Here is an 18828-nt window from a genome sequence, read left to right on the forward strand (position 1 = left end):
TTAGAGACGAACCTGTCCTTCGTAGACACGCACGGCTGGGCCGGTCATCAGAACCGGTTGGCCGGGGCCAGCCCACTCGATGCTCAGGCGACCGCCTGGCAGGTCGATGGACACGGGCGAATCCATCCACCCCTGGCTGATGGCAGCCACGGCCGCGGCGCACGCGCCGGTGCCGCAAGCCTGGGTTTCGCCGGCGCCTCGTTCCCAGACCCGCAGGTTGGCACGGTGGCGGTCGACGATCTGGATAAAGCCGGCGTTGACCCGCTGCGGGAAGCGCGGGTGGTTTTCGATTTTCGGGCCCAGCTCATGCACTGGCGCGGTCAGCACGTCATCGACGCGCAGCACCGCATGGGGGTTGCCCATGGACACGGCGGCGATCGGGTAGCTCTGGCCGTCGATATCCAGCGCATAGCTCAGGGCCTGTTCTGGCGCCTGGAACGGGATCTCGACCGGGTTCAGCCGTGGCGGGCCCATGTCGACGCAGATCTGGCCGTCGTTACGCACGTCCAGCTCGATCACGCCGCCCTTGGTCTCAACCCGTATCAGCTTTTTCGCGGTCAGGCGCTTGTCCAGCACGAAACGGGCGAAGCAGCGCGCGCCGTTGCCGCACTGCTCGACCTCGGAGCCGTCGGCGTTGAAGATCCGGTAGCGGAAGTCCACGTCCGGATTGTTCGGCGCCTCGACGATCAGCAGCTGGTCGAAACCGATGCCGGTGTGCCGATCACCCCATTGCTTGGCGTGCTTGGGCTGGATGTGCGCGTGCTGGCTGACCAGGTCGAGGACCATGAAGTCGTTGCCCAGGCCGTGCATCTTGGTGAAACGCAGCAGCATGGGTTCACTCCGGCAGCAGGCTTTCGCCGGCGAACAGTTCGGCGATGGTCTCGCGGCGACGCACCTCGAAGGCCTGGTCACCGTCGACCAGCACCTCGGCGCAGCGGCCACGGGTGTTGTAGTTCGAGCTCATGACGAAACCATAGGCGCCCGCCGACCCGACGGCCAGCAGGTCACCTTCGGCCAGGTTCAGCACGCGGTCCTTGGCGAGGAAATCGCCCGTCTCGCAGATCGGCCCGACCAGGTCATAGGCACGGCCTTCGCCGTCGCGCGGCTGCACGGCACTGACGCCCATCCAGGCCTGGTACAGCGCCGGGCGGATGAGGTCGTTCATCGCCGCATCGACGATGGCGAAATCCTTGTGTTCGGTGTGCTTGAGGTATTCCACGCGGGTCAGCAGGACGCCGGCGTTGGCCACGATGTAGCGGCCTGGCTCGAACACCAGGGCCAGGTCACGGTCGCCGACGCGCTCGCGGATCGCCTTGACATAGTCGCCGGCCAGCGGCGGCTCTTCGTCGCGGTAGCGCACGCCAACACCGCCGCCCAGGTCCAGGTGGCGCAGGAGGATGCCGCATTCGCCGAGGCGGTCGATCAACGCCAGCAGGCGGTCGAGGGCATCGAGGAAGGGCTCCAGGGTGGTCAGCTGCGAACCGATGTGGCAGTCGACACCGACCACTTCCAGGTTAGGCAATTGCGCGGCGCGGACGTAGACCTCTTCGGCATCGGCGATGGCGATGCCGAACTTGTTTTCCTTGAGGCCGGTGGAGATGTACGGGTGGGTGCCAGCGTCGACATCCGGGTTGACCCGCAGCGAAACCGGGGCAACCTTGCCCATCTCGGCGGCGACTACCTGCAGGCGCTCGAGCTCGTCGGTGGACTCGACGTTGAAGCAGTGCACCCCGACTTCGAGGGCGCGGCGCATGTCTTCACGGGTCTTGCCGACACCGGAGAACACCACGCGATCGGCCCGCCCGCCCGCTGCCAGCACGCGCTCCAGCTCACCGCCGGAAACGATGTCGAAGCCCGCGCCCAGGCGGGCCAGCAGGTTCAGCACGCCGAGGTTGGAGTTGGCCTTGACCGCGAAGCACACCAGGTGCTCGACGCCTTGCAGGGCATCGGTGTAGCTACGGTACTGCGCCTCGATGTGGGCGCGCGAGTAGACGTAGGTCGGGGTGCCGAATTGCTGGGCAATGGCCGACAGGGCCACGCCTTCCGCGAACAGCTGGCCGTCGCGGTAGTTGAAAGCGTTCATCTGATTTCCTTACTGCGCTGGCTGCTGCTCGGGGTCTTGCTCTTGCTGCGGCGTTTGCTGCGGCGAGGGCTCAGCGTGCTGGTGCTGGTGCGATTTGTTGGCCTTGCCGTCCTTGCCGTCTTCAGGCAGGTAAAGTGGGCCTTTCTGACCGCAGGCCGAAACGAGGCAGGCAACCGCGACCAGCGCCGCGAGGGAGGAAATCAGGCGCTTCATTGGCGAAATCCTTGAAATAAGCAGTATTGCGCCCGAGTATACCGAGCGCCTGCCTGATTGCCTATGCAAGGGCCGGTCCGCCTGGCGGGCGTACTGCCGGTCCTGTGTTCGGGGTTATCCTTTGCATTCACGGCCAAGCGTCCGTATCTTCCCCCGCTTGCCGTTAGCAGCCAATTTCGAGGTTCCTGCAATGAGTTTGAGTGAAGCGCGTTTCCACGACCTGGTCGACGCGACCCAACAGGCCCTGGAAGACCTGTTCGATGAAACCGACCTTGACCTGGACATGGAAAACTCCGCCGGCGTGCTGACCATCAAGTTCGAAAACGGCAGCCAGTTGATCTTCAGCCGCCAGGAGCCGCTGCGTCAGCTGTGGCTGGCGGACAAGTCCGGTGGCTTCCACTTCGACTACGACGAAGAGAGCAAGAAGTGGGTCTGCGAGAAGAGCGACGAGCTGCTTGGCGAGATGCTTGAGCGTATCGTCTGGGAACGCGCTGGCGAAAAGCTGGACTTTGACGAGATCTGAGATGAGCGAGCAGCCGCGGCCGCCCAAGCCGCTCTACAGCAACGTCAGCCCCGCCGTGCAGTCGCCGTGCATCAATGTCTGCCGGCTCGACGAACAGCGCGTCTGCACCGGCTGCCATCGGCACGTCGAGCACATCCGTGAATGGCGCTCGGCCGACGACCAGCGGCGCCGGCAGATCTGTCGCGAAGCCGAGGCACTGCGCGCACGGGCTTGAGTATTTACCCCGCTGTGGTACTGTCGGGCTCTGCATCGGTGCAGCCGAAAGCATTCTCAAACCCCGCCCTTGGGCGGGGTTTTGCTTTATCTGCGCACTACAAATTGCCTGTTGAACACGGAGTCTGACTGGATCATGAGCAGCAAACCTTCCCTCATCCTCACCCGATTGGACGTGCAGCGTCTCGAGCGCCTGATCGACAGCCTCGATGAAACCACGCCGGGTGTGATCGCGCTGCAGGCCGAGCTGGATCGCGCCGACAAGGTGGTCGGTCATGATGAGGTCCCCGCTGGTGTGGTCACCATGAACTCGCGTGTGCACTGCCGCGAGGAAGCCAGTGGCAAGGATTACCACCTGACCCTGGTGTACCCGAAGGATGCCGGCGGTGACGGCAAGGTGTCGATTCTGGCGCCGATCGGCTGTGCGTTGCTGGGCTTGTCGGTAGGTGACCAGATCGACTGGCCGGCGCCTGCCGGCAAGACCCTGAAGTTGCAACTGCTGGCGGTGGAATACCAGCCGGAAGCGGCGGGCGATTTCGATCTCTGATCGTTCCTGACTGCCGTTCATATGAGATTCCGGTCTGCCCAGCAGCCCCGGGATCTCAAGACTGCAGCGTCGCCTGCAATTGCTCCAGCCCCTCATTCAGCGCCTGCTCCAGTTCGCGTTTGTAACGCAGGTACAGGCAGGTCGATCCCTGCTCGTCGGCCAGCAGCTCTGACAGGTCGAGGTCGGTGATGTAGCAGCGATAGCTGCCGGCACTGCGCCGCTGGCCAATGATCTGCCGCGCCACCACCGCATACAGTTGGTCGCCATGCTCCAGCTCGGAAAATTCCAGCTGGTCGCAGTACAGGGTGATGTGCACCTCGTCGCCAATCCCGCCCTGAATGATCGCCTGCACTTCGTAGTACGGCTGGGTGCTGGTATCGAGCGGCGCCGGGCGTGGCTCCAGGCTACGCACCTTGCCCGACCCGCCAGGCAGCAACTGGTAATAGAAGATCTCCAGCGATGCCTGTTGCAGGCTGTCCAGCGGCAGGCGCGCGTCGTGGCGCATCAGCACCGAGCGCAAGAAACGCTGCAGCGGCAGCAGCAGGTGGCTTTCGTCTTCGAGCGGCAGGCGCTGCTGCCACAGCGCATTGAATTCATCCAGCACATACACGTCTGCCCAACCCTCGAACAGACGGTAGAACACCTGGATGGATTGTGGCTGGCCGTACTCGAGGACCCATGGCAGGTCGTGGTCCTGCAGGGCATTGGCATCCAGGTACAGCGGGCTGTACGCGCCGCGTTCCTCGCCCAGGTACTCGAGCACCTGCTGATGCCCGGGCAACGTCGCCAGGGTCACCTGGCCAGGGTTCAGCTCCAACGCGTGGGTGTGCTGGGCGATCTGCACCAGGTAGCGGTGGTTGAGGCCTTGATCGAGCAGCAGCAGGGCAGTATCGAACAGCGCCTCGACCCGTTGCGCGATGGCCTGGGCGCGGTTATGACAGAAGCAGCGCACCCGCAACCGCGGACGGTGGCTGCGCTGGCCGAGGCTGTTGAGGAAGTCGCGCAGGCAGCGCATCAACGCATGTTCGCCGTCGAAGCGCTGTACCAGCACTTCGTTCCAGCTGTTGAGAGTGATCTGGTCGAGGGTCAGCACCAGGTTCTCGCGCACCCCGGCATAGCTCAGCGAATCGGTGCGCTCGGTGGTCATCAGGATGTTCAGGTCGCGCTGATGACGCAGCGGATCGACACCGACGTTGACCAGCAAGAGGATCTCGTCAGCCACGCTGGGTTGCAGCAAGCGCACCTCGCTGACCGTGTCCAGGGGCAGGGCGATAGCCTGTTGCAAGCTGCCGAGCAGGTTGAACAGCTCGAACTCGCTCAGGTCGCTGACGCCGGGGTGCAGCGCCAGTCGGGTGGTGCTGTCGATGACCCCGTTGCGGTGCGCCCAGGTCAGTAGCTCGAGCAGCTCGCGGCAGCGCTTGAGTGGGGTGAAGTGCTCCCATTCGTGTACGCCGAGGTTGCCGTTGTACAGCCCCCACTGATGGCTGCCGGGCTCCTTGCGATGCGGTGCCTGGACCAAGGTCAGGGTGTCTTCGGCAAGGTCTGGAGCGATCCCCGGGTTGATCACCTCGATCTTGCCGGCGCGGCGCTCGAAGGCGGCATACAGGCGCCGGCCGAGGACATTCAGGTCGCGTTGGTCGGCGCGGCTGCTGGCGTTCTGATCGCGGGCGAACTGGCTGAGAAAGCGGTAGCTGTGATTCAGCTCGGCCACCAGTTCTCGGCGCTCGACGGCGACCTGGCGCACCTTCCACTGGCTACGGCTGTCGAGCAGGGTCAGTTGGCGCTCGTCCCAGCCCCACTCTTCCACCAGCCGCGCGAGCAGGCGGCGCTGCCAACCGCTGGTGCGCGAGCGGCCAAGGCCGCTGAGCTTTTTGTTCACCTTCAGGTACAGGCTGCGCCGTACCAACTCCAGGCGCCCGTTGTCGCCGCGCCTTTGCAGGTACTGCTCGATACGGCGATAGATCATCACGTATGGGTCGAGCGCATCGAGATCGAGCTGGTTGGCGAACACCGCCTGTTTGTAATCCAGGCTCAGGCAGCGCACCTGCGGGTGCTCGCTGGCGTAGACCTCGGTCAGCAGCAGCTTGAGCAGCGACTTGTAGGGCGAATCGATGCCCTTGAACAGCTGCCACAGGCCCGCCCCGACGAATTCGCCGGCAGGAATATGCGCCAGGTGGCCCAGGTCGAGGTCGTGCTCGGCCCTGATAAAACGCTTCGACAGCAGGGTCTGGGTATAGGCCTGGTAGTTGTGTTCTTCATAGACCGGAACCAACCACCACAGCGGCGTGCGCCCGGCCAGCCAGATGGCCGTGCGATAGAACTCGTCGAGCAACAGATAATGCTGGGTGGTGCCACAGTCATCGGAGCTGAGCTGGCTGTCGCGTTCACCCTGAACGAAACCCTGGGGCTCGATCAGAAAAAAATGTGCCTCGGTGCCCATGCTCGCCGCCCAGCTTTCGAGCAGCTGGCACTTGCGCCGCAGCTCGGCCAGCGCGTCTTCGCCAAGGCCAGGGGCGTGGCAGACCCACAGGTCCATGTCGCTCTGTTCGGCTTGGGCGAGCGTGCCGAGGCTGCCCATCAGGTACAGGCCGTGGATCGGCCGTGGGGTAGTGGCCAGGCGCGGCTTGTGACTGAACGAGCGGGCCAGGCGTTGCGCTTCGGTAACCAGCTCGGCTTCCGGCTCGTAGTCGGAAACGCCAGCCGGGGTAGTGCCCGAGACATAGCCGGGCAGCAGTGGGTGATTGACGTGAAACAGCAGAGGCAGCAGCGTCAGTACCTGCTGCTGGCGGGTCGACAAGCCCTCCAGTGCCCGTGCCATACGGCCCTGGTTGATCAGCAGAAAGCGCGCACGCAGCGTGGCCAGGACCTTGCGGTCGATGCCTTCATCCAGGTCGGGACGGATTTCGTGGGGGTGGTTCATTGCACGCTCAGGGGCAGGCCGGGGGTGGGGCTGCGCCGAGTTTAGCTTGAGTGCTGCGGGCGGATAAGGCTCGCGTGGTTTTTTTTGACGTCAGATTTATAGCGCTGCACAGGGCGTCTTCGCGGGGCCAAGCCGTTCTCATACAACAAACGCTAGCGCATTGATTTAGTGGAACCCTGTAGGAGCGGGCGTGCCCGGCGAAGAGGCCCGCGCAGGCAGCCCGCCAACAGGATCTGGTATCAAGCGGTTTCTGGTGTCTTGAGAATGATCAGCAGGCCCTGCACATGCTCGGCCGCATCACGCCCCAGGCTGGTCAGGTAACCACCATCAGGCTGATCGGTCAGTTCTTTTTCGTGCAGGCGTTTGGCAGCGGCGATCAGGGCAGGGGAAGCAGTGTTATGAACCTGGATGCCTTCCTGGCTGCTGTCCAGGTTGAACAGGGCAAGGACTTCCAGTTCGGCGATCAGCTCGGGGGTAAGGGACATGGCAACTCCTGACTTCCAGACAAGGATGGGGCACCGCTGGCGGTGCCTGATCCTCGAGTGTAGTCAGGCTTTTCAGTCGTTGCCTTGATCTTGCTCAGGTGGCAGCTCGGGAAGGGCGCGCAGGGCCTCTTCATACCACTCGGTGTTGAAGGGACGGTCTTCGTCGAGCAGGGCGTCGATCTCGATGGCCAGCACGTGGGCCATCAGATTGAGGATGTCTTCACGCTCGTAGCCGACCAGGGTCAGCTTGTTGAAGGTGGCCTTGGCAGCCGGCGGCTCGCCGCTCTCGATCTGGTTCTCGATGGCTTGGGTCAGCGTGGCCTCGGCGAAGTCTTCGTCCTCGTTGCTGTCGATGTCGCGGGGTTCGCTCATGGCAGTGCTCCTGTAGTGAGGTGGGTAGTTTGCCATGCCCGTGCCGGCAATGCCCGGCCATCGACGCCGTGCATGACGCTGGCCATGGCCCAGGCTTGCGGCTATAACAGCCGAGCCATCCCCTCACGGCCTGGAGGCTGTATCAATGCTCAAGCTTCATGGATTCTCGGTCAGCAATTACTACAACATGGTCAAGCTGGCCCTGCTGGTAAAAGGCCTGCCGTTCGAGGAAGTGCTGTTTTTCGCCGGTCAGACCCCACAGGCGTTGGCCATCAGTCCGCGCGGCAAGGTGCCGGTGCTGGAGACCGAGCACGGTTTCATCAGTGAAACCAATGTGATCCTCGACTACATCGAGCAGACCCAGCCGGGCACGGCGCTGCTGCCGGCCGATGCCTTCGGCCAGGCCAAGGTGCGGGAGCTGCTCAAGGAGATCGAGTTGTATATCGAACTGCCGGCGCGTACCTGCTATGCCGAGGCGTTCTTCGGGCAGGCGGTGGAGCCGCTGATCAAGGAGAAGGCGCGCAGCGATCTGCTGGCAGGGTTTGCCACGCTCAAGCGCACGGGCAAGTTCGCGCCGTATGTTGCGGGTGAGCAGATGACCATTGCCGACCTGATGTTCGTGTTCTCGGTCGACCTGGCGTATGCGGTGGGCAAGAAGGTGTTGAACCTGGACTTGCTGGAGGATTTCCCGCAGGCCAGGGCGCTGCTGGAATTGATGGGGACGAATCCGCACATGGCGAAGATTCGTGCAGACAAGGACGCGGCGATGCCGGGGTTTCTGCAGATGATCAGCAGCAAGCGCTGATCATTGAGATTGTTGGGGCTGCTTTGCGGCCCTTTCGCGACACAAGGCCGCTCCCACAGGGACCGCGGTGCTTTTCAGTCATGCGCGGTCCCTGTGGGAGCGGCCTTGTGTCGCGAAAGGGCCGCAAAGCAGCCCCAGAATCTCAGCCAAGGCTTAGCGCGAAGCCAGCAACGCGTTACCGCGCACCACAGCCGTACGCACCTGCTCCGGCGCTGTCCCGCCAATGTGATTACGCGCATTGACCGAACCTTCCAGGGTCAGCACGGCAAACACATCCTGCTCGATCTGGTCGCTGAACTGACGCAGTTCGTCCAGGCTCATCTCGGCCAGGTCCTTGCCCGAGTCGACGCCATACTTCACCGCATGGCCAACGATCTCGTGGCAATCACGGAACGGCAGGCCGCGGCGCACCAGGTAGTCAGCCAGGTCGGTCGCGGTGGAGAAGCCGCGCAGTGCGGCCTCGCGCATGATGGCATGGCGCGGCTTGATCGCCGGGATCATGTCGGCGAAGGCACGCAGCGAGTCGCGCAGGGTGTCGGCGGCGTCGAACAGCGGCTCTTTGTCTTCCTGGTTGTCCTTGTTGTAGGCCAGCGGTTGGCCTTTCATCAGGGTCAGCAGGCCGGTGAGGGCGCCGAAGACGCGGCCAGTCTTGCCACGCACCAGCTCCGGCACGTCCGGGTTCTTCTTTTGCGGCATGATCGAGCTGCCGGTGCAGAAGCGGTCAGGCAGGTCGATGAACTGGAACTGGGCGCTGGTCCACAGCACCAGCTCTTCGGAGAAGCGCGACAGGTGCATCATCGCCACGCTTGCAGCGGCGCAGAATTCGATGGCGAAGTCGCGGTCGGAGACGCCGTCCAGCGAGTTGCCGGCGACGGCCTCGAAGCCCAGCAGCTGGCAGGTCAGTTCGCGGTCGATCGGGTAGGTGGTGCCGGCCAGCGCCGCGCTGCCCAGCGGCATGCGGTTGGTGCGCTTGCGGCAGTCGACCAGGCGCTCGTAGTCGCGGCTGAGCATTTCGAACCAGGCCAGCAGATGGTGGCCGAAGGTCACCGGCTGAGCCGTCTGCAGGTGGGTAAAGCCGGGCATGATGGTCTCGGCTTCACGCTCGGCCTGCTCCAGCAGGCCCTGCTGCAGGCGGGTGATCTCGGCGAGGATCAGGTCGATCTCGTCGCGCAGCCACAGGCGGATATCGGTGGCCACCTGGTCGTTACGGCTACGGCCGGTGTGCAGCTTCTTGCCGGTGACGCCGATGCGGTCGGTCAGGCGCGCTTCGATGTTCATGTGCACGTCTTCAAGGTCGACGCGCCAGTCGAAGTTGCCCGCCTCGATTTCGCCCTGGATCGTCTTCAGGCCATCGATGATGGTGTCGCGCTCGGCATCGCTGAGGACGCCGACCTGCGCCAGCATCGTGGCGTGGGCGATCGAACCCATGATGTCGTGGCGGTACAGGCGCTTGTCGAAGTCGACCGAGGCGGTGAAACGGGCGACGAAGGCGTCGACTGGCTCACTGAAGCGGCCGCCCCAGGACTGATTGGTCTTGTCGGTGCTCATGGATTCACTCGTTGAAGGCGTGAACGATAAAAAGTGGCGCCGATAATAGCAGGGTTGCGCGGGCTGCCGCAGGGCGCCGGTCGATTGAAATCGTCAGAAAACCCGCGGCAAAGTTGCCGGTGAGGATATTCAACGATTGAACGGCAGTGTTCTAAGGACCGTCTACAGTTGGACAAAGGGCTGGCAGTGAATCTGCCGGACCAGTGAATCTTTGGCCATTGCATCGGTCTAGAGCGTGACCGCAGTGTGGGTCTACCTACACCTGTCTACGCTCTAACCTGTGCAAGACTCATTCAGGAATCCAGCGCAATTATGAATGTCCTGATCGTTGATGACGAACCCAAAGCCCGCGAGGAGCTCATCCGCTTGCTAGGCGGGCAGGAGGGCTACACCGTGTTGGAGCCCAGCGCCACCAATGGCGAGGAGGCCCTGGCCCTGATCGACAGCCTCAAGCCCGATGTGGTCCTCCTGGATATCGGCATGCCGGGCCTGGATGGCCTGCAGGTCGCCGCCCGCCTGTGCGAACGCGAAGCGCCGCCAGCGGTGGTGTTCTGCACCGGTGATGATGAATACGGCAGCGAGGCCTTCAAGGACAGCACCCTCAGTCACGTGACCAAGCCGGTCCAGCCGCTGGCCCTGCGCGATGCCCTGCGCAAAGCTGAAAAGCCCAACCGTGCCCAGTTGGCGGCACTCACCCGGCCGGCCAACGAAGGCGGCGGCAACCCGCGCAGCCATATCAGCGCGCGAACCCGCAAGGGCATCGAGCTGATCCCGCTGGCGCAGGTGATCTATTTCATCGCCGACCACAAATACGTCACCCTGCGCCACGAGGCTGGTGAAGTACTGCTGGACGAGCCGCTGAAGGCCCTTGAAGACGAATTTGGCGACCGTTTCGTGCGGATTCACCGTAACGCCCTGGTCGCCCGCGAGCGTATCGAGCGCTTGCAGCGCACCCCGTTGGGGCATTTTCAACTTTATCTGAAAGGGCTGGGCGACGATGCGCTGACCGTGAGCCGGCGGCATGTGGCGGGCGTACGCAAAATGATGCAGGGGCTGCACTGAACGGTGTGCTGTGAGCCCCGCGAAGGCGGCGCCGGCGATACCTGACCTGAGTCTGCTGGCAGACCCGGAGGAGCTGTTATCATCGGCGGCATTTCTCTGCATCGGGGCGTTTCATGTCCACTCGCGAAATCCGCATTGCCACCCGTAAAAGTGCCTTGGCCCTGTGGCAGGCCGAATACGTCAAAGCCCGCCTCGAGCAGGCTCATCCAGGCCTGGTCGTCACCTTGGTGCCCATGGTCAGCCGCGGCGACAAGCTGCTGGACGCCCCGCTGGCGAAAATCGGCGGCAAGGGGCTGTTCGTCAAGGAGCTGGAAACTGCCCTGCTCGACAACGAAGCCGACATCGCCGTGCATTCGATGAAGGACGTGCCCATGGACTTCCCCGAGGGCCTGGGCCTGTACTGCATCTGCGAGCGCGAAGACCCGCGTGATGCCTTCGTCTCCAATACCTTCGCCAACCTCGAGGCACTGCCTGAAGGCAGTATCGTCGGCACTTCGAGCCTGCGCCGCCAGGCCCAGTTGCTGGCGCGCCGGCCAGATCTTGAAATCCGCTTCCTGCGCGGCAACGTCAACACCCGCCTGGCCAAGCTCGATGCCGGCGAGTATGACGCGATCATTCTGGCCGCCGCCGGCCTGATCCGCCTTGGTTTCGAAGACCGCATCAGTGCCAGCATCAGTGTCGATGACAGCCTGCCCGCCGGCGGCCAGGGCGCGGTCGGTATCGAATGCCGTAGCGCCGACAGCGAGATTCACGCTTTGCTGGCCCCTCTGCACCATCTCGACACTGCCGACCGGGTGGTGGCCGAGCGCGCCCTCAACAAGCACCTCAATGGCGGCTGCCAGGTACCGATTGCCTGCTACGCGGTGCTCGAAGGCGAGCAGCTGTGGCTGCGCGGCCTGGTCGGTCAACCTAGCGGCGGTACCTTGCTGGTCGCCGAGGCACGTGCGCCGCGCACCGCGGCTGAGGCACTTGGCGTACAGGTCGCTGAAGACCTGCTGGGCCAGGGCGCTGAAGCCATCCTCAAGGAAGTCTACGGTGAGGCCGGCCACCCGTGAGCCACTGGCGCCTGTTGCTGACCCGGCCTGAAGAGGACTGTGCGGCACTGGCGCAGAGCCTGGCTGGCGCAGGCATTGCCAGCAGCAGCTTGCCCCTGCTGGCGATCGAACCGGTCGCCCTGGAACAGCCCGAGATCGAGCGGCTGAGCGCGTTGGCGGGCTATCAGGCACGCATCGTGGTCAGCAAGCCGGCGGCCCGGCTGTTGCTCGCAGGGCTTGCCCAGGCTGGGCTGCAGGCGCCGACCGCAGGTTGGTTCAGCGTCGGCGAGGCGACTGCGCGGGTGCTCCAGGACGCTGGCTTGCAGGTGGCCTTTCCCAGTGCAGGCGATGACAGCGAAGCCTTGCTCGGCCTGGCCCATTTGCGCCAGGCTATCGCCTGCTCTGCACCGCGGGTGCTCATCGTCCGTGGCGTCGGAGGTCGCGAACTGCTGGCGGAGCGTCTTGCAGAGCAAGGTGCTAGTGTCGATTATCTGCAACTGTACCGTCGCCGCTTGCCGGATTACCCGGCCGGCACCCTGATCCGCCAAGTCGAACGGGAACGCCTCAACGGCCTGGTGGTCAGCAGTGGGCAGGGTCTTGAACACTTGCTGCGAATGGCGGCTGCAGATTGGCCGCGCCTGGCGCGTTTGCCGTTGTTCGTGCCCAGCCCGCGAGTTGCCGATCAGGCCCGTGCGGCGGGTGCCCTACAGGTTGTGGATTGCCGTGGCGCGAGTGCCGCGGCCTTGCTGGCAGCCGTGCAGCGTAGCGCTGCACCTGCCTCTTAAGGCGCTAAGCTCAGAGCGACGCGCCCCCATGCAAAGGATGGATACGTGAGCGAAACGGTCTTGCCCCAGAATGAAAAGCTGCAAGCGCCCGATGCGCTTGAAACGCCTGTCGCCACGCCGGTCAAGCGCTCAGGCAACGGCCTGGCAGTGCTGGCCTTGCTGCTGGGTGCCGCCGGGGTCGCCGTTGGCGGCTGGGGTGTCTGGCAGGTACGCCAGCTACAAGGTAGCGAGCAAGGCCACAGCCAGCGCCTTGAAACCCTCAGTGAACAGGCCACGGTCTTGCAGCAGCGTGATCAGCAGATCAGCGCGCAGCTTGCCAGCCTGCCGGCCGCCAGTGAGCTGGAAGACCGCCGCCGCCTGGTCGCGCAGTTGCAGGGCGACCAGCAACGGCTGAGCCAGCGCCTGGACACCGTCATGGGCGAGAGCCGCAAGGAGTGGCGCCTGGCCGAGGCCGAGCACTTGCTGCGCCTGGCTACCCTGCGCCTGTCGGCACTGCAGGACATCACCAGCGCCAAGGCCCTGGTCGAAGGCGCCGACGAGATCCTGCGCGAGCAGAGCGACCCGGGCGCATTTGCCGCCCGCGAGCAACTGGCGCGCAGCCTGGCCACCCTCGGCAGCACCCAGCAGCCGGACCGCACCGGCCTGTTCCTGAAACTCGCCGCCCAGCGCGAGCAGGTTCAGCAGTTGAGTGCGCAGTCGCCCGAGTTCGACAGTAATGCCGACGCCCTTGGCGCCCTGACCAACGATGGCGACGGCGCCAGTCGCTGGTCGCAGTGGTGGGCGGAGATCTCCAAGTACTTCCAGATCGACTTCGATGCCGACGACAACGTCCGCCCGTTGCTGGCCGGGCAGTCGCTCAATCAGCTGCGCCTGGCCCTCAGCCTGACCATCGAACAGGCTCAGTGGGCCGCCCTCAACGGCGAGGCCAAGGTCTATACCCAGGCCCTGGACGATGCGCGCAGCGTGCTGCTGGCCAACTTCAACGCCGACAACCCGCAAAGCAAGGCCATGCTCGACAGCCTCAACGCGCTGGCCGAGCAGCCGGTTTCGGTGGTCACCCCAGACCTCAGTGAAAGCCTGGCCGCCGTGCAGGCCTACATCCAGCGGCGTCACCTGCCAGCCGATGCTGAAGGGGGCAAACCATGAAACGCGTCTACCTGCTCGCGGTACTGGCGATTGTGGTGGCCGCAGCCTTGGGCATCGCCGTGGCCCAGCACAGTGGCTACGTGCTGATCTCCTACGGCAGCTTCCGTTACCAGTCTGGCCTGTGGGCTGCGCTGGGCGGCTTGCTCGGCCTGGTGCTGGCGCTGTGGCTGCTGCGCTACCTGGTTGGCCTGGTGCTGAGCTCCACCGGGGCGGTCAATCCGTGGTCACGGCGTAACCGCCGGCGGCGTACCCGCATTGCCGTCGAGCAGGGCCAGCTGGACCTCGCCGAGGGCCGTTGGGCCAGCGCCCAGCGCCACCTGCATCGGGCCGCCGAGGCCGAGCGCCAGCCGCTGCTGTATTACCTCGGCGCCGCCCGCGCGGCCAACGAGCTGGGCCGTACCGAAGACAGCGACAACCTGCTCGAGCGTGCCCTCGAGCGTCAGCCGCAGGCTGAGCTCGCGGTTGCCTTGACCCATGCGCAACTGCAGATGGATCGTGGCGATGTCGACGGCGCGCTGGAAACCCTGTTGGCGATGCACGAGCGTCATCCGCACAACGGCCAGGTGCTGCGCTTGCTGCAGCGGCTGTACCTGGAGCGGGGCGACTGGTCGGCATTGATCCGCCTGCTGCCGGAGCTGCGCAAGGGCAAGGTGCTCTCGACTGCCGAGCTGGCCCAACTGGAGCAGCGTGCCTGGGGCCATAACCTCAATCTTGCCGTCACCCGCGGCGAAGACGCACCGGCCGCCCGCCAAGCACTGGAGCGTGCCTGGCAGCAGCTGACCGCTGCCCAGCGGCAGGAGCCGCAGCTGGTCCTGGCCTACGCCGAACAGCTGCGCCAGGTGGGCGCCCAGGGTGAAGCCGAGAAGGTCCTGCGCGAATCACTCAAACGCCACTACGAGAGCCACCTGGCGCGGCTGTATGGCCTGGTCCGCGGTGATGACCCGACGCGCCAGCTGCAGGCTGCCGAAGGCTGGCTGAAGGAGCACCCGCAAGACCCGAGTCTGCTGCTGACCCTGGGTCGCCTGAGCCTGCAGAATCGCCTCTGGGGCAAGGCCCGCGACTACCTCGAAAGCAGCCTGCGCCTGGAACGCAATCCGGAAACCTGTGCCGAGCTGGCTCGTCTGCTTGCCAGCCTCGGCGAGGTCGAGCGGAGCAACCAGCTGTTCCAGGAAGGCCTGGGCTTGCTCGACGAGCGCCTGCTGGCGCTGCCGTTGCCCGACGGCATCCGAGCCTGATCCACCCCACGGCCTGCGCAAACCCGCGCAGGCCGTGGGTTGAAGGATTTTTCCACTCGACTTTGCTTACGTAGCAGTCCCGCCTTCGGAAGTTTCCTACGCGCAATTACAATCTTTCCTTGGCAATCAGAGACTTGTCCCTACTGTATTGCCTTGAAACAAAGTGACCCTTTCCTCTACCGTTTCAAGTCACGTCCACTCCCCCCGGGACCCCATCGCCATGTCGCTGGCCCGTTTTCGTACATTCTTCCTGCCTGGCTTGCTCGCTGCCCTGGCGATCCTGATCGTGACCTTGCGCCTGCAAAGCAGCCTGGGCCTGATGCCGTGCGCGCTGTGTTACAGCCAGCGCCTGCTGTTGAGCCTGTATGCGCTGGTGTGTCTGATAGCGCTGATCCATGGCCCGGGGCGATCCGGTTGGCGTGTGTATGCCTGGCTGGCGCTGAGCTGCTCGGTGGGCGGCGCGTTGCTTGCGGCGCGGCATGTCTGGCTGCAGGGCAGTGAGGCGCTGATGGGCGCCTGCGGGCAGCCGCTCGGTGCGCTGTTCGAGCACAGTTGGCGCCAGGCATTTGAGGTGTTGCTGCTGGGCGGCCCCGACTGCGGTGCGCTGGCCTGGAGCTTTCTCGACCTGACGCTGCCCGAATGGAGCCTGTTGGCCTTTCTGCTGTTGGCGATGCTGCCCTTGTCGCGCCTGCTGGCGTATCGTTTCCGCAACCTTGCACGGCTTTGACCTGACGCAACGCAGCTGCGCTTGCTCGACCAGTGGCGTCCCTCACGCGGATGAAACGCTTGTATGAACTTTGTCCAATGCGTACCTTGATGGGCAGCACGCACGGGAATAATCTCCCTGCACGGACACTGAAAACACAACTGCTCGATGCCGTCCTGCTGATGTCACCTTTGTGCCGCACAGTTGTGGAACGAGGTGCAGCGGCATCTACCCAGAAGGGAAGAACTGCCATGCTCGATAGTTGTCAGAACGCTCAAGAACGTTGGGGCGGGGTTCATCAGCTCATAGATCGCTGGCTGAAGGAGCGTGAGGAGTTGGTCGAGGCGTTTCGCACCTTGCGTGACGCCAAGCCGGCCTTCGCCGACAAAGACAAGAGCCGCGATTTCTGCGCGATTCTGGTCGACTATGTGTCGGCCTGGCACTTCGAAGTCAGCGAGCAGTTGGTCAGCGAGGCCAAGGCCTTTGGTGACACCGGCGCGCTCGAGCTGGCCACGCAGATCAATCCGCGCATCGATGACAGCACGCAGATCGCCCTGGCCTTCAACGACCATTGCGAAAAGGGTGAGTGCACCGACCCCGAGCGCTTTGCCGAGAAACTGGCCAAGCTCGGCGGCTTGCTGCACGAGCGCTTCGAACTCGAAGACTGCCTCATCGAAGTGCTGCACAACGCCCACAAGGAAGAAGACGCGGTCCAGGCCTGATAGCCTGGGTCAGTCTGCGACTGACAGCAGTTCTATCTCGAACACCAGCGGTGTATAGGGCGCGATCAGGTCGCCCGCACCTTCGGCGCCGTAGGCCTGCGCCGAAGGGATCACCAGGCGCCATGTGCTCCCCGCTTTCATCTTCGGCAGCGCCACCTGCCAGCCTTCGATCACCGAATCCAGGTTGAACCACTGGGCTTGCTGATTCTGGTCGAACACCGAGCCATCAGGCAGCCTCCCCACATAGCGTACCTGGACCTTGCCGTTAGCCGTTGGCTGCGCGCCATGGCCTGCGACCAGCTCGCTGTAGAGGATGCCTTCGGGTAATTCATGCACGCCCGCGCGGGCGCGTTCGTTGGCCATGAAACGTGTTTCCACCGCTTGCAGCTTGGCCTCCTGAGCCTGCGCGGAGGCAGCCATGGCCTGCTCCTCATGCTGCTGCAGGATATGCTGCATGCGCGCCTGATCGAGCTTCAGCGGTTGCTCTTGATAGGCTTGGCGCAGGCCCTCTACCAAGGCTTCGAGCTGCAGGCCAGGGACCTCCTGACGCAATCGCTCGCCCAGACTGGCGCCGAGACTGTAGGCCAGGTCCTGGTCGTTGGCGGGGGTGCTTTCAGGGGCGCCGAGGGCAAAGGGAGCCACCAGGCAAAGGCCAATAAGAAGATGACGAGGCACGCTAGACTCCGGCTGCGAAGAGTTGGAAGTATGCCAGCGTTGTACTGCGTCGTTGTGTAAATATCAGCAATACTTTAATGGCCAACTACACTTGCACGAAGCTGCAAGATAACAACTTTGCCCAGGCATGCAACGCGGCGCTAATAATACTGTCCACATGCCCTAGCGGCGGTAGCAGCAGAAGCATAGTATGAGCCGCAATCTCGTCAGCCAGGAGGTAAACCATGTCGGCCAAGAAGAAGCCAGTAAGTACGCCGTTGCACCTGCTCCAGCAACTTTCAGGTAGCCTGCTCGAACATCTGGAAGATGCCTGCTCGCAAGCGCTGGCGGATGCAGAGAAACTGTTGGCGAAGTTGGAAAAACAACGTGGCAAGGCGCAGGAAAAACTGCACAACTCGCGTTTGAAATTGCAGGACGCCGCCAAGGCGGGCAAAGCCAAGGCGCAAAACAAGGCGCACAAAGCCGGCGCTGAACTTGAAGGCTTGCTTGATTCGCTCAAGGAACGCCAGTCGGAAACCCGTATTTATATTCAGCAACTCAAGCGCGATGCCCAGCAGAGCCTGAAGCTCGCCCAGGGTGTTGGCAAAGTGCGTGAAGCGGCGACCAAGGCTCTTGATCAGCGTGCCACGGCCAAGCCAGCGGCCAGCAAGGCACCGGTCAAATCGGCTGCCAAGCCAGCGGCCAAAGCCTCTGCCAGCAAGGCCGCGAGCAAGACTGCTGCCGCCAAGCCAGCCACCAGGGCTGCCGCCAAGCCCGCTGCTGCCAAGGCCCCGGCCAAAGTTGCCGCCGCCAAGCCGGCAGCCCGTTCTGCGGCTAAACCGGTTGCTGCCAAGGCTCCGGCCAAGGCAACCGCGGCCAAGCCAGCCGCTGCCAAGGCGCCAGCCAAGACCGCTGCTGCCAAGCCGGCTGCCAAACCTGTAGCGGCCAAGACTGCCGCGGCGAAACCGGCGGCCAAACCCGTTGCTGCCAAAGCCCCAGCCAAAGCGGCTGCGGCGAAGCCCGCTGCGAAATCCGCCGCCGCCAAACCAGCCGCCGCCAAGGCCCCCGCCAAGACAGCTGCGGCAAAACCGGCTGCCAAGCCAGCCGCCAAAGCCGCCGCCAAGCCTGCTGCAGCCAAGGTAGAGAGCAAGCCAGCCGAAGCCAAACCGGCTCAAGCGGCCAGCACCTCGGCTTCCGCGACCAACTCGGCAACACCGGCTTCGACCTCGTCAGATCCGGCCAGCACGCCCGCTCAAACGCCGTCGTCGGCTTCCTGAAGCCCTACCGCCGCGACGCGCAGCTGATGCAGCGCGTCGTGGTCGCGGCCCAGCCCTGGCATCAGCCGGGCGAGCCAGTCGTCCGTGGTCTCTTGCGAGTCCGCGGGCCATTGCCGCGAGCCTTCCTGCAGACGCTCCAGCAGGGTTTTTTCCGCCTGTAGTTCCAGCCCTTTGATCTGCTCTCGCAAGCTCGCCAACTGCGCGTCGCTTGCCGATGCCGTTCGCCATTGCACGCGCAGTTTGCGCAAGGGCACGACAACCTCGCGCTGCCAGGGCTCGGCAAGGTCACGCAGCGCCTGCACCCGCTCGGCCGTCGGCGCCACCCCACGCAGTTGCAGCCAGGTCGCACAGAGCAACAGGCAGACATCGCCGCCGCATTGCTGAAGGGTCAGGCAGGCGTCTTCCACCCCAGGCTTTGCGTACAAGGCCAGGGCGTGATTCCACAGGTCGATGTGCATGGTTCCACTCGCGCTTGCGGCCGAGGAAGCTGGTAGACTC

General features: G+C 64.1%; 21 protein-coding genes. 12 read left to right on the forward strand and 9 right to left on the reverse strand.

Translation table 11 applies throughout. The features are described from left to right. Genes dapF through J3B00_RS03165 form a run of 3 tightly spaced genes read right to left on the reverse strand, consistent with a single transcriptional unit; the run spans position 1 to position 2296 of the window. The gene (gene dapF, locus J3B00_RS03155) at positions 1-831 is read right to left on the reverse strand and encodes a diaminopimelate epimerase (RefSeq protein WP_209863586.1); all 831 of its coding nucleotides are present in this window, start codon (positions 829-831) and stop codon (positions 1-3) included. A gap of 4 nt (positions 832-835) precedes the next feature. After that, positions 836-2083: a diaminopimelate decarboxylase gene (gene lysA / locus J3B00_RS03160; RefSeq protein ID WP_209863589.1), complete on the reverse strand. Its 1248-nt coding sequence runs from the start codon at positions 2081-2083 to the stop codon at positions 836-838. Positions 2084-2092: 9 nt separating this feature from the next. Further along, positions 2093-2296 (reverse strand): lipoprotein, encoded by a 204-nt coding sequence (locus J3B00_RS03165; RefSeq protein ID WP_209863593.1) that lies wholly within the window; start codon positions 2294-2296, stop codon positions 2093-2095. 190 nt (positions 2297-2486) lie between these two features. Here J3B00_RS03165 and cyaY point away from each other — a divergent pair, with 190 nt between their 5' ends. The 3 genes from cyaY to rnk all read left to right on the forward strand — a co-directional run bounded on the left by cyaY (position 2487) and on the right by rnk (position 3579). Further along, positions 2487-2819, forward strand: a complete 333-nt coding sequence (gene cyaY, locus J3B00_RS03170) for an iron donor protein CyaY (protein ID WP_209863596.1) — start codon at positions 2487-2489, stop codon at positions 2817-2819. Between the two features lies 1 nt (position 2820). Further along, positions 2821-3033: a DUF1289 domain-containing protein gene (locus J3B00_RS03175; RefSeq protein WP_209863599.1), complete on the forward strand. Its 213-nt coding sequence runs from the start codon at positions 2821-2823 to the stop codon at positions 3031-3033. Positions 3034-3168: 135 nt separating this feature from the next. Beyond that, positions 3169-3579 carry a nucleoside diphosphate kinase regulator gene (rnk, locus tag J3B00_RS03180; protein ID WP_209863602.1) on the forward strand — a complete coding sequence of 137 codons (411 nt, stop codon included), beginning with the start codon at positions 3169-3171 and terminating at the stop codon, positions 3577-3579. A 55-nt stretch (positions 3580-3634) separates the two neighbouring features. Here the strand turns inward: rnk and J3B00_RS03185 are convergent, their stop codons facing one another. From J3B00_RS03185 to J3B00_RS03195, 3 genes are all read right to left on the reverse strand, one after another. Further along, complete coding sequence (locus J3B00_RS03185) at positions 3635-6499, reverse strand: class I adenylate cyclase (RefSeq protein ID WP_209863606.1); 2865 nt, start codon at positions 6497-6499, stop codon at positions 3635-3637. Positions 6500-6738: 239 nt separating this feature from the next. Further along, the gene (locus J3B00_RS03190) at positions 6739-6984 is read right to left on the reverse strand and encodes a TIGR02647 family protein (protein ID WP_209863609.1); all 246 of its coding nucleotides are present in this window, start codon (positions 6982-6984) and stop codon (positions 6739-6741) included. 72 nt (positions 6985-7056) lie between these two features. Beyond that, positions 7057-7356, reverse strand: coding sequence for a hypothetical protein (locus J3B00_RS03195; protein ID WP_209863614.1), 300 nt, complete (start codon positions 7354-7356; stop codon positions 7057-7059). 145 nt (positions 7357-7501) lie between these two features. On the opposite strand from J3B00_RS03195, the gene J3B00_RS03200 reads away from it, so the two are divergent. Further along, on the forward strand, positions 7502-8161 hold the full coding sequence (locus J3B00_RS03200; RefSeq protein WP_209863628.1) for a glutathione S-transferase: 660 nt from the start codon (positions 7502-7504) through the stop codon (positions 8159-8161). A 153-nt stretch (positions 8162-8314) separates the two neighbouring features. Here the strand turns inward: J3B00_RS03200 and argH are convergent, their stop codons facing one another. Then, positions 8315-9709 carry an argininosuccinate lyase gene (gene argH, locus J3B00_RS03205; protein ID WP_209863632.1) on the reverse strand — a complete coding sequence of 465 codons (1395 nt, stop codon included), beginning with the start codon at positions 9707-9709 and terminating at the stop codon, positions 8315-8317. Between the two features lie 312 nt (positions 9710-10021). On the opposite strand from argH, the gene J3B00_RS03210 reads away from it, so the two are divergent. The 7 genes from J3B00_RS03210 (at position 10022) to rsd (ending at position 16399) form a co-directional block, all read left to right on the forward strand. Continuing rightward, positions 10022-10771, forward strand: coding sequence for a LytTR family DNA-binding domain-containing protein (locus J3B00_RS03210; protein ID WP_209863635.1), 750 nt, complete (start codon positions 10022-10024; stop codon positions 10769-10771). Between the two features lie 113 nt (positions 10772-10884). Further along, a complete protein-coding gene (hemC, locus tag J3B00_RS03215; protein WP_209863651.1) occupies positions 10885-11826 on the forward strand; it encodes a hydroxymethylbilane synthase in 942 nt (313 codons plus the stop codon). Beyond that, the gene (locus J3B00_RS03220) at positions 11823-12590 is read left to right on the forward strand and encodes a uroporphyrinogen-III synthase (protein WP_209863655.1); all 768 of its coding nucleotides are present in this window, start codon (positions 11823-11825) and stop codon (positions 12588-12590) included. Before hemC ends, J3B00_RS03220 begins: the two co-directional genes overlap by 4 nt. A gap of 60 nt (positions 12591-12650) precedes the next feature. Beyond that, entirely contained in the window at positions 12651-13736 is a 1086-nt protein-coding gene (locus tag J3B00_RS03225; RefSeq protein WP_245362677.1) for a uroporphyrinogen-III C-methyltransferase, read from the forward strand. Further along, positions 13733-14971 carry a heme biosynthesis protein HemY gene (locus J3B00_RS03230; RefSeq protein ID WP_209863663.1) on the forward strand — a complete coding sequence of 413 codons (1239 nt, stop codon included), beginning with the start codon at positions 13733-13735 and terminating at the stop codon, positions 14969-14971. The genes J3B00_RS03225 and J3B00_RS03230 overlap by 4 nt, the downstream gene beginning before the upstream one ends. A 220-nt stretch (positions 14972-15191) precedes the next feature. Further along, positions 15192-15698: a disulfide bond formation protein B gene (locus J3B00_RS03235; RefSeq protein WP_209863666.1), complete on the forward strand. Its 507-nt coding sequence runs from the start codon at positions 15192-15194 to the stop codon at positions 15696-15698. A 230-nt stretch (positions 15699-15928) separates the two neighbouring features. Next, positions 15929-16399 carry a sigma D regulator gene (gene rsd, locus J3B00_RS03240; protein WP_209863669.1) on the forward strand — a complete coding sequence of 157 codons (471 nt, stop codon included), beginning with the start codon at positions 15929-15931 and terminating at the stop codon, positions 16397-16399. 9 nt (positions 16400-16408) lie between these two features. Here rsd and J3B00_RS03245 read toward each other — a convergent pair whose 3' ends face one another. Further along, the gene (locus tag J3B00_RS03245; RefSeq protein WP_209863672.1) at positions 16409-17074 is read right to left on the reverse strand and encodes an FKBP-type peptidyl-prolyl cis-trans isomerase; all 666 of its coding nucleotides are present in this window, start codon (positions 17072-17074) and stop codon (positions 16409-16411) included. Positions 17075-17298: 224 nt separating this feature from the next. On the opposite strand from J3B00_RS03245, the gene J3B00_RS03250 reads away from it, so the two are divergent. After that, on the forward strand, positions 17299-18330 hold the full coding sequence (locus tag J3B00_RS03250; protein ID WP_209863675.1) for an AlgP family protein: 1032 nt from the start codon (positions 17299-17301) through the stop codon (positions 18328-18330). On the opposite strand, the gene J3B00_RS03255 is transcribed toward J3B00_RS03250, so the two are convergent. Further along, positions 18306-18788 (reverse strand): TIGR02444 family protein, encoded by a 483-nt coding sequence (locus J3B00_RS03255; RefSeq protein ID WP_209863678.1) that lies wholly within the window; start codon positions 18786-18788, stop codon positions 18306-18308. The genes J3B00_RS03250 and J3B00_RS03255 overlap by 25 nt on opposite strands. Between the last annotated feature and the right edge of the window lie 40 nt (positions 18789-18828).

The sequence above is a fragment of the Pseudomonas sp. BP8 genome (genome assembly GCF_017875955.1).
Taxonomy (GTDB): Bacteria; Pseudomonadota; Gammaproteobacteria; order Pseudomonadales; family Pseudomonadaceae; genus Aquipseudomonas.